Below are 14,742 nucleotides of genomic sequence, written 5' to 3' on the forward strand. Positions count from 1 at the left end.
TAAATCTTGAAACAGGTGATTTAAACAGCAACAAGAAAAATCATCTCGATCTTTTTTATTTATTTTGAATTGAAATTTTCATTCAAAAAACTAACATGAGAAAAAATATAAAAATCACATTACTACTAATTGTTCTGTTTGCACTAACTACTTATAACACAATCGCACAAAACAAAGCTGAAATAACTATTCATTTTCCAGAAAATGATACTGAAATTTCTCCGAATATTTATGGCCAGTTCATTGAATATCTTCGCAATAGCATCACCGGAGGTATTTTTGAAGAAGGCTCATCTTTGTCTGATCCTAATGGGTTTAGAAAGGATGTTTTGGAGAAAATAAAAGAACTAAATACTCCTGTTTTAAGATATCCAGGAGGTACAGTAACTAAAACATACCATTGGGAAGATGGCATTGGACCTCGTTCTGAACGCCCAGCAAGAAGAAACCTAATCTGGGGAGGTGTAGAAGACAACCATTTTGGTACTGACGAATATATAAAATATTGCCATGAAATTGGAGCAGAACCTAGCATAGTTATCAACATGGGATCAGGAACAGCCGAGGAAGCCGCTAACTGGGTTGAATACTGTAATGGTACTGGGAATACTTATTATGCTAATCTCCGTAGAAAAAACGGCTCTGAAGAACCTTACAATGTCAAATACTGGAGTCTTGGAAACGAAGAAGCCGCTTGGGAAGATGCCGGACGTTTATCTGACCCTGCAAAATATGCAGAAGAAGCTTGGTATTTTGCTAAACTGATGAAGCTGACAGACCCATCTATTAAATTCTTTGTAGTTGCCGATCCATTTAAACAAGAATGGAATGATGTTGTAATTGGATCACTTTCTCCTATTACCGACTATATTTCGATACACTGGTATGTAGGCACAATTGATGGAAAACCTTGGTCTATTTACAATCAAGTAGATCGCTTTGAAAATAGTTTAATCGAGCTAGGAACTTATCTTGAGCAATTTCCAGCTAAAGTAGAAGATTTCTCAAAATGGTATCGTTTCCCTCCACGATCAGAAGCTATAAAAATTTCGATTGATGAGTGGGGAATTTGGGAAGGTAACTGCGGTGGACAATATAATCTAGATTGTGAATACACTTGGAGACATGCCTTGGCAACAGCCTCTTTTTTAAATGTTTTTCACAGGCAATCCGCCAATGTTACTATGGCAAATTGGGCTCAATCTGTAAATATTTTGGGAGCAATTCTAGCTAATAAAAAAGGCTCAATTGAGCAAACTGTCTTTTACCCTTTACAATATTTTAGAAAATACTTAGGAACATCATTACTAAATGTTGAAACTTCTGATATACCTACCTTGACTGATGATAAAACAATATCAGCTTTAGATATTTCTTCAACTTTTAATAATAGTTCAAATGAAGTGTGTGTCTTTATCGTAAACCGTAGTAAAGATGCCATTGAGACTAAATTAAATATAGAAGGAGTAAATACTTCTGAAGGGAAACTAATTCAAGTTACTGCTCTTGATGAAAATGCCTACAATGTAATTGGAGAAAAAGATATAGTAAATATTTCTGAAGAAGCTATAAAACTGAAAAAGGGATTAGAGGTCGCTCCATTATCTATAAATATATTGGTAGTTAAAAAAGATTAAATCATCATTCATAGATACTTGAATAAAAAAGAGCTAGGTTATTTATAAATAGCCTAGCTCTTTTTGTATCGCCTAATTTTATGACTAATTCATAATTTGTTTTAAATGATGTTCCATATGGTCTACATAATCAACTACTATGAAGTTTAAATCATAACTTACATTGTCAACGACAACCTCAAACTTAAGAGTGGCTTCATCTAAATGACCTATTACATTAATTATTCTGTGATTGATAGCAAACCACATTTCTAATAATTCAGCCAAGTCTGCATTTTGATAGTCATTAGCAATTACTAATGCATCCTGTTTATACTGTCTCAGTACATAAGGCTTAGTTTCATATTGAATTTCTGTAAACCTTTGTAAATTATTTATTCCAGAATCAATCAAATGCCCCAGAATCTCTTTCTTTGACCACTTTTTAAAAAATGGCTTAAATGATGCGTCTTCTTGAGAACAATTAATTAAATATGTTTTACCAGAAGCTAAAAGATTTTTAATTCGTGTTTGTAAATGTTCCATTACTAATTAACAATATAAACATTAACCATCATATTTATCTAGTTTATTACCTAACTCAAGTATATCTTCAAACCTAGCTAAAGATGCAATCCAATATTCAGGTATACTTTCATAACCATAATATATTCCAGCTAAACCACCTGTAATTGCTCCAGTGGTATCTGTATCATGTCCAAAATTTATTGCCTTTAATACAGTTTCTTGAAAGCTATCTTCAAGCAAAAAACACCATAAACTAGCTTCTAAAGATTCAATTACATATCCACCAGACAAAATTAAGTTTTCACTAACTTCTCTTATATCTTCTTGAATTACTCTTTGAAAATGTTTTTGTTCTGTTGAATCAAAATCTATTAACCTCCATAATTCTTGAATATCTTCTCTGGTTTTCTCATAGGCTATTATTTTATGTAAACCATTTATCAGATATTCAGCTAATTTAAGATATATCATGCAGCACATACCTGCTCTTATATGTCTATGAGTTAAAGCTGAGCAGTTCCAAACTATTTCAAATTGCATTTTAATATCCTTACCCTTAATTACATAAATCAAAGGTAATATTCTCATTAGAGAACCATTTCCGTTATCATATTCAGTAGAAGCATATTTTAACGTTTCTAATGCTTCTAAATCTTCAATACTTAATATCCTTGCTAAGTCTGTTATAGCTTTTGCTGTTGTTAACCCTATATCAAAAATCTTATTACGAGCGGTCCAATAGGCTTCATTCTTCCATTTAATAAAATTAAATGCAGCTGTTTTTAATGTATACCCATCAGCAATGGCTTCTGCTAAACAAAATGTTAATGAGCTATCATCAGACCAAGTACCAGCTGGTTGATTATGCGTCATATAACCAATCATATCTCTTACTGGTAATTTGCGCAATGCTTCTCTACTTTTAAACTCATAAGGCACACCTAAAGCATCTCCCACAGCCACACCTAATAAAATATCTTTTGCTTTACCTCTCATTTACTTCTTCTTCTCCGTTTTTGCTTGCAAATCTTTAAAATCTATCGATTTGTCTAATTTATACTCAAATGCTTTAATATATGCATTCTTAAATGAGTTAAATACAGTAAGCCAAATATTTGTATTTACATTATCTAATTGACCTTGAATTGGTACTCTAGTAGCGAATTGTTGTTTTTTCTGATTTTCAAAAATTTCTTGAATTCCCTCGCTAAAAAATTCTTTTATCCATTGACCTAAAGGTCTATTATCTTCTTTCCAATTAAATATTCGCATTTCCTTTACTAATGGCTTTAAATAACCTTCAAAAGTTTGATCTTTCATGGCCATTTCACTGTAAATACTAATTGTACCCTTTTCGAAATCCATACCTGTATAGTATTTAGCTAAAGGGTTTAAACTAATTAAATTAACATCTTCAAAGCCTAAATTATAATCAAAGTCGGGAATCTCTTTTAATAGATATGCACTTGCATTAAAATACAAGGTACCACCATAATCAGATGCAGTACCACTTGCGACAATTGAACTTGGTAAAGAATCTGTTACCTGCTCTTCTACATTCTGAATATTTGTTATTTCTAATTGAAAATCTTTTAAGGGTAAATCTGTCTTGGGTTCTGTGAGAATATTAGTGAGTGCTATTTCACCCTCAGATATAGCAAATCGATTTATTTTAATTGGGATAAGACTTTTTACTACTTTTGTCCAGTCTTCTTCTTCACCTGTTTGTGTTTGCTCACTACTCTCACCAAAAGCAAAGTTTATTTTAGGTTGATAACAATCAATTTCGCCTACAATTTCTCCTTTAAATAAAGATCGCCATTGTACTGATAAATCAATCTTATTTACTTCTATAAATGGTTCTTTTACTTTAGCATCTATTTTATCAATTTTTAATGAGTCTATTGTATAAGAACCTCGCCAAAGAGCAAGATCAATATCTTTTACTACTCCTTGGTATGCATCCATATTGTTGAGCACCTTATTATTTAAGTACCACTTAATAGCATAGGGTAAAATTATTCTTATTAAAATGAGGAGTATAATCAATATTATACTCCATTTGAATGTTTTCTTTCGTTTAGCCATAAATAGACAACTATAAAAGCCGTCTATTTCTTAAGATTTAACAATTTTTTACAGGTATTACCATCAAAGTCTTAAAATAATGGTTGATTATTTTAAAAATCTATATCTAATACCCCAGCTTCCTCTTAAAATATTATTGTCTCCTATTATTGGTGCTAATTCTAAATGAAAGCCAAATTTCTTTTCATTAAAAGGATAAAAAGCAGTACCTATTGGAATAACTATACCATCTGTATGATCACTTGTTAAAAAACCTCCTCCTACATAAATTTCATAGTCTTCTTTATTTGCTATATCATAGGAAATATCTATTTCAACTGTAATATCTTCAAATAGGTAATTGGTACCTAGTCTAAGTTCAGGTTTAAGTCTTTCTTTAATTTCGTAATTAATTCCTACAAATGGTAAGTTTGATTGATGATAACTAATACTAGGCTGGCTAAATCCTACAAAAGACACAAGCGTAAATAAACAAAAAAAGGCAATTTTCTTCATTGCTAATTGATTTATAGAGTTAATTATTTATTATATAGATACCCAAATCAATATAATTAACCCTAAATAAGCAAATAACAATTTTTATTTTACCTTATAATATAAATTAAGATTATTATTTATTGAAAATATATTTTTTAGATATTTATTACTATCTTATTCAACAAATACTTAGTTTAAACACTAAAGCTAACCATAACTTTATAATGAGACAGGCTTATTACCTTTCTTATATATGCTTCACTTACAAGCAATTAAGATTTAAGCTTAAAGTGATTAAAAAATTAATCTAATTGTTCAAATACTTAATTAATTACTACTATACATTCACGCTTAATGTAAAATAAGTAGTTACTTACCACCTAAATGTAAGTTATGCCAGAAATAAATAACAAATACCCAATTACTTCTCACTAAAGCCCAGATTATTAACAAGTTTTCTTTGAATATTAACAAAAAAGCCCTCAATATTTCCTTTTAATTCACTTTTTACCAAAAAAATTACTTAAGTATATTTTTTTAATATTGATATATAATAATCACTCCTCTTCACGTTTATTAAATCAATCGCACATTCAAATATGATGATATTATATTTTTAAACTACCATGGAAAAATCTACCAGAAAAAAAACGAGCTCTTGGTATAGGCAGTTATCAACATGGAAAATAGCAATTAGTGCTACACTAAATGATTCAAAGCTTTTAAAAAAAGCAATTTCATGTGGATACTCTAAAAAAGATTTAGAGTCTGCTCTTACTTGGCATAAGGAAATTCTGGAGTTGGATGAAATCAAGGAAGTAGCCTATGGTCGTAAATATGCTGCTACTGATAATTGTATCCAAGCAAAAAATAACTTGCATAAAGTTTACATGAGACATTTAAGTCTTGCAAGGGTAGTTTTTAAGAAAGACAGAGGAACTTTGGAAAAACTAAGTGCTAATGGTAAAAGAAAATCTGCTTTAGTTGACTGGTTAAGTGATGTACGAAAGTTTTACAATATTGCTTTGAGTGAAACCGAAATAAAAAACATTTTTAAAAATAAAGGTATAGCACCTGAAGAATTAGAAAAAGGAATAGAACTTACTAATGAAGTTGAATTACTTAGTCAAACACAAAAGCAATTAACAGATGAGGCTGTAATTGCTACGTATAATAGAGACGAAAAAATTAGTATTCTACGTAATTGGTATACAGAATTTAATGCAACTACTAAAATAGTCGGCAAGGAATTTGCCTTTGACTTTAATAGTGAAAGCAAAAAGAAAAATGCTATTCAAGATTAATTTTTTCAACTAATATCTAATTTTTTTAACTCCAATTTTGATTTTTTCGACTATTGCGTGTGCCGGGGGGTGCACGCTTTTTTTTTGTAATATACTTAGCATTTCTGCGACTAATTAAGTATCAAGTAAATTAACCCTATTATTATGGCTGATACTCAATTAGAATTTCGAGAAAGTCAAAAGTTTACCCAACCGTGGCTTTGGTTTGTATTATTAATTGTTAATGGATTAACTTTATATGGAATATTTAGCAATCCATATTCTATAGGTCCATTTTTAATAACTATAGGCATTACATTAATCATCTTTTTTTCAAGATTAGATACTCAAGTAAACAAAACTGGAATCCACTATAGATTTAAACCATACTTTAATAAATGGAAAGTTATTAAATGGTTAGATGTTCGTAGTGTTAAGATAAAAAAATATAATGCTATTAGTGAATTTGGAGGCTTTGGTATTAGAATAAACTTTAGCGGAAATAAAGCTTTTAATACATCTGGAAATACTGGCTTAGACATTACACTTAAAAACAATAAAAAAATATTAATAGGCACTCAAAAACCAGATGAGTTAGAAAATATTATCGAGCGCCTAAAAATGGAATAAACTAAAATACTTTTGATTTTGAAGTACCTTAGCTTATTCATGGTATACTATGTTATATTGTATTATTCGCTTCTTAATGCTTTTACAGGATTCGATAAAGCAGATTTTATTGTATAAAAAGCACTTGTTAGAATTGAAAGTGATAAAATAAATAATCCTGTTAAAAGAAATAAGCTAGGTGAAATAGCAATTTTATAGGCGAAGTTTTGCAACCATTCTTTACAAAGAAACCAAGTAACTGGAGTAGCTATTAATATAGCAAGGCTAACTAATAGAGTAAATTCAGATGAAATAAGCCATATAATTCTTGTAATACTTGCTCCTAGTACTTTCCTAATACCAATCTCTTTTACTCTGCCTGCTGTTGTAATTGAAGTTAATCCAAATAAGCCTAAACATGCTATAAAAATAGTGATTGCACTTGCGTATAATACTATTTTCTCCCATCGCTCATCATTTTCATATTGGTTTTTCATCTGGTTATCTAAGAAATAATATGTAAAAGGTAAATCGGGGCTTATTTTATTCCATATATTCTCAAGGGCAGAAATTGATTGTTTAATTGTTCCAGGAGCTATTTTTACTAAAAGATATCTATAACCGAATCTGGAGCCTATTGTAATAGCAAGCGGTTCAATTGCACTTGCTAAAGAAGTAAAATGATAATCTTTTAATACACCAATAATTACAGGAGCTGGATTATCTCCTCTAGCAAATCCTTCTAGTTTTACACCTATTGGGTTATCAAAATTAAAATCTTTAACCAAAGCTTGATTTACAAGAATTGAATTAGTAGAGTCCGAAGCTAGCAATGGGTTAAAGTTTCTACCCTCTAAAAGTTTCATATCCATTGTTTCAATGTAATTTGCACTTACCTCAAAGTAATGCACTTGTTTATTTTCTCCATCATACTCAAAACCTCGCCTCATACTCCCCATAGTAAAAGAAGTTGCAGAACCAGCAATATTTAAAATTGAAGGAATATTGGCTGTTTCTACCCTTAATTTCTCAATAAGATTATAGCCATCCAGTGAATTTGAATTTATAACTAAAATTTGTTCTTTACTAAATCCTAAATCTTTTGTTTTCATATACTGGATTTGTTTGCTCATTAATAGAGTTACACTTACCAATAAAGCAGAAATAACAAATTGCAATACAACTAGAGATCGAGTAAATAAATTAGTACCTCCTAGTTTTACTTTTCCTTTTAAAGCATACAATGGTTTAAATCCAGAAAACATAATAGCAGGATATGCTCCAGCTACTATTCCTGTAGTAATTAAAAATAAAACCAAGACAGTTATTGAAGGTAAATTAATTAGGCTACTAAATTCAAGGTTTTTTTGAGATATAAAATTAAATTCTGGTAATGTTATATAAGCTAGAAAAACACCTATTATAGTTGCCAAAACAGTCATTAAAAAAGACTCAATCCAAAACTGAAAAATTAACTGTAGCCTTTGAGCTCCAACAGTTTTTCTCATACCTATTTCTCTAATTCTTCTAGTTGCTTGCCCTATGGTTAATGTAGTAAAATTGATACAAGCTAATACTAATAGAGAAAGGCCAATTGCTATTAGGATATAAGAATAGACAGGATTACTTGGTGTAGACATACCTGACTGTAATTGTGTATTTAGATGAATGTCTGTAATAGGCTGTGCATAATAATTTACTTCTACAGGATCACCTTTTTGCCAATTTTTTTCCTTTTTTAGTTCTCCTAGCTCTTCAGGATAATAGTTATGCCTAAATGATAAAAGCTTTTGTTGTAATTGATCAACAGAGACTCCTTCTTTTAATAATAAATAAGTTGGAAATGCCGATCTATTCCACATATCTTCACTTTCTTTCACCCAATCAAAAGCAGATTTTGCTTTTACTAATGGGAGAATCATGTTAAAAGATATACTAGAGTTTGAGGGACTATCTTCTAAGATTGCAGATATTATAAATGTTTCAAAGTTATCTCCTAGCTTAACTTCTATTTCTTGCCCTATCGGATTAGTTTCTTTAAAGTATTTTGAGGCTACATCTTCTGTAATTAAGATGCTGTTTAATTCATCTAGAGCTGTATTTTTATTCCCCTTTAAGACCTTAAATGAAAAAGTATTTAGAAATTCTGGCTCTGTAAATAGCACCTCATTTGAAAAAACATCCTCTCCTATTTTAACAAAGTATTGGTTATAACTTAAAAAACGAATAGCCTTTTCTACTTCTGGCAAGTCTTTTTCAATGGATGGCCCTAGAGGCATTGGCAGGAATGCATCAGAGCTTTTAAAGCTTCCGTCAGGGTTATAGGTAATTCTATTTATTCTTACAATTCTATCTTTTAATTGATGGAACTGATCAAAACTAAGTTCATCTTTTACAAAAATATATATTAAGATATTACAGGCTATTGCAAGACCTAAACCTGACAAATTTATAAGGGTAAATAACTTCTTTTTTTTAATATTTCTTATTGAGATTTTAAAGTAGTTTTTAAACATAATCTTAGATTTATACTGTTTGAAGCATAAATAAAGCGGTTCAATACTTTACTGTAATGAGAAGTACTGAACCGCCAGAATTATGTAGTGAATCGTATTTTTATGAGAGGTACTTTTAAATTAATTGCTCCTAATATATAAAGTTTTGCTTGCTCTCCATTTCCTTTCCCATAATATCTTTATATATCTGCAAGCACTTTTTTAAATATTCGCCAGATTGTGCCTTATTATTAATTATCAGTTCATCTTTAGTAAGTTTTAATTCCATTTTATCGTCAATAGATTTTATTAAGCCATCTTTTACTAATTGAGCTAAAATATTATCTCTTAAGGCATTATGCTTTATTTTCTCTTTTTCTAATGTTTCTCTTGTTGTATCTAACTCCTTAAGAAGCTGCTCTTTTTGTATTTGCTCAATTATAGCATTTCGTTCTTCTTTAAGTAATTTTATTTTTTCGTTTACTTCGTGTGTCATGATGACATGAGTTTGAAGATTTGTTCTTGCATATTCTTTTACTAATTCATTACTAAGTTTTTTTGTTTCTTCACTAAGTTTGTGAACCTCTTTCAAACTACGCTTTAATTCCTCTTGGTTTTTCTCATCTAATTCTCTTTGAAGATCAACTTTAAGTAATTGTATTTCTTTCTGAGATAAGCCTACTGCTATTTGCTTCTTTTGTAAAGCATTAATTTCTCTTTTCAGTTTTCTCATCTCATCTAACTCTTCTAGTTGATTCTTAATAACCAAGCTTTTTAAATTATCTCTTTTTAGTTTTTCTGCTTCCAGTATGGCTTTATTTAAGTTCTTATTATCTACAGATTCTTTGATTTCGATTAATACATCAAGATGGTTATCAAACTTATTCTTTTTAATTTTTTTGCCTTCAATAAACAGTTCTACGACATTATTTTCATTATCTAGCCTAGCAAAAACATATCTTCCATCTTCCATTGTAATACTTACTCCTCTTAAATCTGGATTTGGTAAAACAATCTCAGCTTCTACATTAGATGAATCCTGACTTTCTATGATTAAAGTATCTTGTTTAATAGGTTCATTTATTACCTCAGCTGTCACTAAACTATCTATTACTAGTTGTGAGTTATTTGCCTTATTAAAATAGGTCTGATTTATTGTAAATGAAAAGCCTAAGATTGCCACAAAAACCATTATCGCTGTAATAAAACCTTCTTTAAAAGAAGCACTAAGCGTATTTCTACCATCTGTATTAATTAATCGCTCAACTCTAGCTTTTAACTTGCCTTTATTACCCTTTATAGCCATTGCTGCAACTGGCTGCCTCCAATGTACTTCTTGTAGTTCTGTTAGTGCTCTAGCAAAAGTGATAGAATCTTTATTAACTGCTACAGCAATATCATCACAACAATTCTCTCTTTCATCTCTAATAACAGTAGATATCCACCACATTGCAGGATGATAAAAGAATAAGATATCTATAAAAGATTGTAGAATATTTACCATAAAATCATTTCTGGCAATGTGAGCTATTTCATGAGCAAGTATAGCCTCCAATTGATTTGGCGATAAACCTGAAATGGTTCCTAATGGCAATAGTATGACTGGTTTTAAGTGCCCAACAACTAGTGGCACTTTTACTAGTGCAGATTCAAGAATAGACACATGTTTTTTAATTCCTAATTGATTAGCTATTGTCTTTACTTTGTTATGCCACATCTCTCCTACAGCTTTTACTCTGTAATTTTTCATTCTTTGGATATAAGCTAAACCACCTAATAACTTAAGAGAGAAAATACATACACCTAATAACCAAACTGTTACGATTACGGGCAAATGTTGATTGAAATAATCTACGAAATAGCTTATTTGAGAAATTATATCTGTCTTTTCAATATAGATGTAATTCTGGTTAACAGGCTCATGTGGCGCATCTATTTCAAACTCCGATTGATTACTTATTTCATTAATTGGTTTATCTGGCAATACTGAATAAAAAGTAATTAATGATATAATTAGCATGGTTGCTAATGCCGAAACAGAAATGAAATAGCGAATCTGTGCAGAACTTTTAGTAAGAAAAAACATGCAAACGGCTAATGCCAAAGCTACTAAAGTACCTTGCCACAATGCATGAAGAATTGTCCAGCCTAGCGCGTGAATAATTTCTTGAGAAAGTATTTGTTCTGTAAATATCATTTTTTACCTCCTTCTTTTTGATTTAATATTTTTCTAATGCTTTCAATTTCTTCTTTAGATGGATTGTGATTACCCAAAGCTTGCATTACAAGCTTCATAGCAGAACCTCCAAAGGCTGTGTGTAAGAATTTATCTAGCAATTTTTTTTGAGTGTCTTCTTCAGAAACCAATGCTTCGTATACATGGCTTCTACCAGCAGGCTCTCTTTTTACTAGTTTTTTCTCAAACATATTTTGCATTATTTTTAATGTGGTGGTGTATCCTACTTCTTTGCTTGTAGCAAGTATATCATGTACTTCTTTTACAGTGGAGGGCCCACTTTTCCATAATACTTGCAAAACTTCTAGTTCTGCTTCTGTTGGCTTGGCCATATTTGATAATAATTTAATATATCTTTTAAATTACGACAGAAATCGTAATAACAATTATATACGATACTCATCGTAATAGCAAATTTACTACGATTTTTGTCGTAAATAAATTCACAATTAGCCTTCATAAATAAAAAAGGAGGTTTTTTATTCTATCTCGAAGTCTTTTCTGATGCGTAAATCAATAGGGTAATAATTATTTATTCGATTAGGTAATACTTTAATCCAGCCTAAGTTTACACCTTCATAAGAAACTACAGCCCAACCTTTAACTGTCGCGGTATTTACTTCAATTTCTTGCTTTTTGAGATAGTATACAGCTTGTTCGTAATCAAGCTCTATCACAGGAATTTTATCGGATAGGATTTGACTAACAGCAAGATGGTGTGAAGGTATAAATTTATTATTTCGGAGCTTGCCCAGTTCAACCCCTTTCATTCTTAGGTTTAATGCTTTGTCTATTAACTTTAGATCAGCAAGTAATGCCTTTGGAAATGCATATACCATTTCATCTTCTTGCTGGATAAAAGTTAAACTATCTGGTTTTTTTACCCATTTCTCAATTATATCGAGGTATTTTTTAGGAAGTGATTTGAAAGAGTTGACTGCTTTTTTAGAGAGTTTTATTTTACTGCTTGCATATCCATCATCTAACTTTCTTAAACAAGATAAGAAAAAGCCTTCACCTCTAGTTTTATGTGGATAAAATCTATAATTATAGGCTTTTGCATTATTAGCCATATTTTCAACCAATTCTGTTATTCCCCATTCTGGCTTTATAGGAAGTTGTAGAGACTCATACTCTTCTGAGTTTACCAAGTTTCTTACTTGTTCTTCATTTTCTTCGGGAGAAAAAGTACAAGTACTGTAAATAAGCAGTCCGCCCGGTTTCAACATCTTATCTACACTCTCCAGTATTTGTTCTTGGCGTTGTGCACAGGCTTGAGGCAGATTATCACCCCATAAATTAATTACTTTCTTATCTTTTCTAAACATACCCTCGCCTGAACAAGGAGCATCTACTAAGATTACATCAAAAAACTCCGAGAGAATTTCTAAATCTTGAGGGTTATTATTTGCCACCAATACATTCGGGTTTCCCCAACGCATTAAATTCTCTGCAAGAGGAATTGCCCTTTTGGATACGATTTCGTTTGAGAGAAGTAAACTATCGCTACTAATAGCTGAGTTTATCAAAGTACTTTTACCTCCAGGAGCAGCACATAGGTCTAGTACTTTTACAGGTTCATCTTTTGGTAGGTATGCTTCTAGTGCTTTATCAACAAACATAGATGAAGCTTCCTGTACATAATAAGCACCAGCAAAAATTAATGGATCTTTAAAAAACTCTGGGCGAGATTCCAGATAAAAACCATTTCTACACCAAGGAACTGTTTCATTCTGGCTATCTTTAACCAGATACTTTTGTGGATTATACCTCACTGAAACAGGAGGTTGATCACTTAACGCCTCCAGAAATTTATCAAATTCACTACCCAATGTCTCTTTCATCCGGATTGTAAAACTTTCCGGCAAGTTTATTTCCTTTGGCTTACTCATTTTAGCTTTTTTTGGTCTTACTATTAGACTTTTCGTTCTTTTTAGGTTGTTTTCTATCGTTCTTTTCAAATTCGTCTCGCAATGATTGGAGACTATCTGTTACAGTACTATATATCTCCTTCATATCATCTAAGCTCTGCATATAATAATCGTGGCTATTCTTGTACTGTGTACTGTCTGTATTATGCTGTTCGTAAATATGAGTAGCATAAGCATTAAAAAGAGCGACTTTATCGGAAACACTCTCTTTTCTTTCACTTACCTTAGATTCTGCCAGGTGTAAATCAACTAAAATATTAATCATTTCACCTTTTGGTAAAATACCTTCTGGTGCATCTTCACTTTTGTTTTTAGAACAAGACCATAAAAAAAAGACTAGAACCGTCGATAAGAGTATTGCTTTCATAATTCAAAATTATCCATTATTCTCAAAAAAATCAGGCAAAGCTACTAACTTTGAGCATCTGACATATCAGATCAACTACATGCAACATAAAAACAGGTTGATTCAGTGCGTTAAATACTGTTAAAAAAAAAATTCTGCTTATAATTATCAGGATTTTTGATTCGCTTAAGTGCTTACTTGCCTGAAATTTTTTTTGATATTTTTTTTATGGAGGAAATCAAACAGTTAATAAAAAAGCTACAGAATTACGAAATCAGGATTCGTAAAGCTATTAATTCTCAAATGCAGGGAGACTATCATTCTGTTTTTAAGGGTTCGGGGCTTGAGTTTGATGATGTCCGCTCATATCAATACGGTGATGATATTAGACATATAGATTGGCATGCATCTGCTAAAGGGCATGGCACTTTTATAAAAACTTTCAAAGAAGAAAAAGAACAAAACATTTTCTTTATTCTTGATGTAAGTGCTTCTCAAGACATTGGTAAAGAACATCAAAAAAAGATAGATGTAAGTAAAGAAATTTGTGGTGTATTAAGTCTTTCGGCAGTAAAAGAAGCTTCATCTGTCGGTTTGTTATGTTTTAGTGATAAAAAAGAAAAATTTATTAAACCAGACAAAGGCCCTAAACATGCTTACGAGATAATAAATACTATATTTAGGCTTGTACCTACATCTACAAGAACCAACCTTAACAAAGCTATGCTTATGGCGCTTTCTACTATTAGAAGGAAAAGCATGTTTGTAATTATTTCCGATTTTTTGGACGATGATTACGAACGCAACCTTAAAGCCATAGCCCGAAAACACGATCTCATCGCGATACATGTAGCAGATGACAGAGAAACATCTTTCCCAAATGTTGGAATTATTCCTCTGCACGATAAAGAAACAGGTAAAACTGTTTGGGTAAATACTTCTTCTAAAATGTTTAGAAAAAGAATTGATCATTACTACAAAGAGAGCAAAGAGAGTCTACAAAAAATGTGTAAAAGGAATAATGCAAACTATCTCTATGTAAATACAAATGAGGATTATGTGCCTAAACTGATTAAATTATTTAAAATCAGAAATAATTACAGAAAATAATTTATTGATTAGGATTTATCTTT

General features: G+C 31.0%; 13 protein-coding genes. 4 read left to right on the forward strand and 9 right to left on the reverse strand.

Translation table 11 applies throughout. The features are described 5' to 3' along the window. The first annotated feature begins 95 nt into the window (after positions 1 to 95). Complete coding sequence (locus OQ292_RS05850; protein WP_284685122.1) at positions 96 to 1,637, forward strand: alpha-L-arabinofuranosidase C-terminal domain-containing protein; 1,542 nt, start codon at positions 96 to 98, stop codon at positions 1,635 to 1,637. Positions 1,638 to 1,721: 84 nt separating this feature from the next. On the opposite strand, the gene OQ292_RS05855 is transcribed toward OQ292_RS05850, so the two are convergent. From OQ292_RS05855 to OQ292_RS05870, 4 genes are all read right to left on the reverse strand, one after another. Next, the gene (locus tag OQ292_RS05855; protein WP_284685123.1) at positions 1,722 to 2,162 is read right to left on the reverse strand and encodes a DinB family protein; all 441 of its coding nucleotides are present in this window, start codon (positions 2,160 to 2,162) and stop codon (positions 1,722 to 1,724) included. A 21-nt stretch (positions 2,163 to 2,183) separates the two neighbouring features. Continuing rightward, positions 2,184 to 3,140 (reverse strand): ADP-ribosylglycohydrolase family protein, encoded by a 957-nt coding sequence (locus OQ292_RS05860; RefSeq protein WP_284685124.1) that lies wholly within the window; start codon positions 3,138 to 3,140, stop codon positions 2,184 to 2,186. Then, positions 3,141 to 4,232 (reverse strand): DUF748 domain-containing protein, encoded by a 1,092-nt coding sequence (locus OQ292_RS05865; protein ID WP_489686927.1) that lies wholly within the window; start codon positions 4,230 to 4,232, stop codon positions 3,141 to 3,143. Positions 4,233 to 4,319: 87 nt separating this feature from the next. Then, the gene (locus OQ292_RS05870) at positions 4,320 to 4,727 is read right to left on the reverse strand and encodes a hypothetical protein (protein WP_284685126.1); all 408 of its coding nucleotides are present in this window, start codon (positions 4,725 to 4,727) and stop codon (positions 4,320 to 4,322) included. A gap of 608 nt (positions 4,728 to 5,335) precedes the next feature. Between OQ292_RS05870 and OQ292_RS05875 the strand changes: the two genes are divergently transcribed. Continuing rightward, positions 5,336 to 6,013 (forward strand): PQLLE family protein, encoded by a 678-nt coding sequence (locus tag OQ292_RS05875; protein ID WP_284685127.1) that lies wholly within the window; start codon positions 5,336 to 5,338, stop codon positions 6,011 to 6,013. 144 nt (positions 6,014 to 6,157) lie between these two features. Further along, complete coding sequence (locus OQ292_RS05880) at positions 6,158 to 6,622, forward strand: hypothetical protein (protein WP_284685128.1); 465 nt, start codon at positions 6,158 to 6,160, stop codon at positions 6,620 to 6,622. Positions 6,623 to 6,684: 62 nt separating this feature from the next. Here the strand turns inward: OQ292_RS05880 and OQ292_RS05885 are convergent, their stop codons facing one another. The 5 genes from OQ292_RS05885 to OQ292_RS05905 form a co-directional block, all read right to left on the reverse strand. Then, positions 6,685 to 9,117, reverse strand: coding sequence for an ABC transporter permease (locus OQ292_RS05885; protein WP_284685129.1), 2,433 nt, complete (start codon positions 9,115 to 9,117; stop codon positions 6,685 to 6,687). A 130-nt stretch (positions 9,118 to 9,247) separates the two neighbouring features. After that, positions 9,248 to 11,293, reverse strand: coding sequence for a M56 family metallopeptidase (locus OQ292_RS05890; protein WP_284685130.1), 2,046 nt, complete (start codon positions 11,291 to 11,293; stop codon positions 9,248 to 9,250). Further along, the gene (locus OQ292_RS05895) at positions 11,290 to 11,664 is read right to left on the reverse strand and encodes a BlaI/MecI/CopY family transcriptional regulator (RefSeq protein ID WP_284685131.1); all 375 of its coding nucleotides are present in this window, start codon (positions 11,662 to 11,664) and stop codon (positions 11,290 to 11,292) included. Before OQ292_RS05895 ends, OQ292_RS05890 begins: the two co-directional genes overlap by 4 nt. 147 nt (positions 11,665 to 11,811) lie before the next feature. After that, positions 11,812 to 13,224: a methyltransferase RsmF C-terminal domain-like protein gene (locus OQ292_RS05900; RefSeq protein WP_284685132.1), complete on the reverse strand. Its 1,413-nt coding sequence runs from the start codon at positions 13,222 to 13,224 to the stop codon at positions 11,812 to 11,814. 1 nt (position 13,225) lies between these two features. Beyond that, complete coding sequence (locus OQ292_RS05905) at positions 13,226 to 13,630, reverse strand: DUF4296 domain-containing protein (protein WP_284685133.1); 405 nt, start codon at positions 13,628 to 13,630, stop codon at positions 13,226 to 13,228. A 207-nt stretch (positions 13,631 to 13,837) separates the two neighbouring features. Here OQ292_RS05905 and OQ292_RS05910 point away from each other — a divergent pair, with 207 nt between their 5' ends. After that, on the forward strand, positions 13,838 to 14,719 hold the full coding sequence (locus OQ292_RS05910; protein WP_284685134.1) for a DUF58 domain-containing protein: 882 nt from the start codon (positions 13,838 to 13,840) through the stop codon (positions 14,717 to 14,719). Positions 14,720 to 14,742 lie beyond the last annotated feature (23 nt).

Origin of the sequence: Chondrinema litorale (genome assembly GCF_026250525.1) — a bacterium.
GTDB classification, from domain to species: domain Bacteria; phylum Bacteroidota; class Bacteroidia; order Cytophagales; family Flammeovirgaceae; genus Chondrinema; species Chondrinema litorale.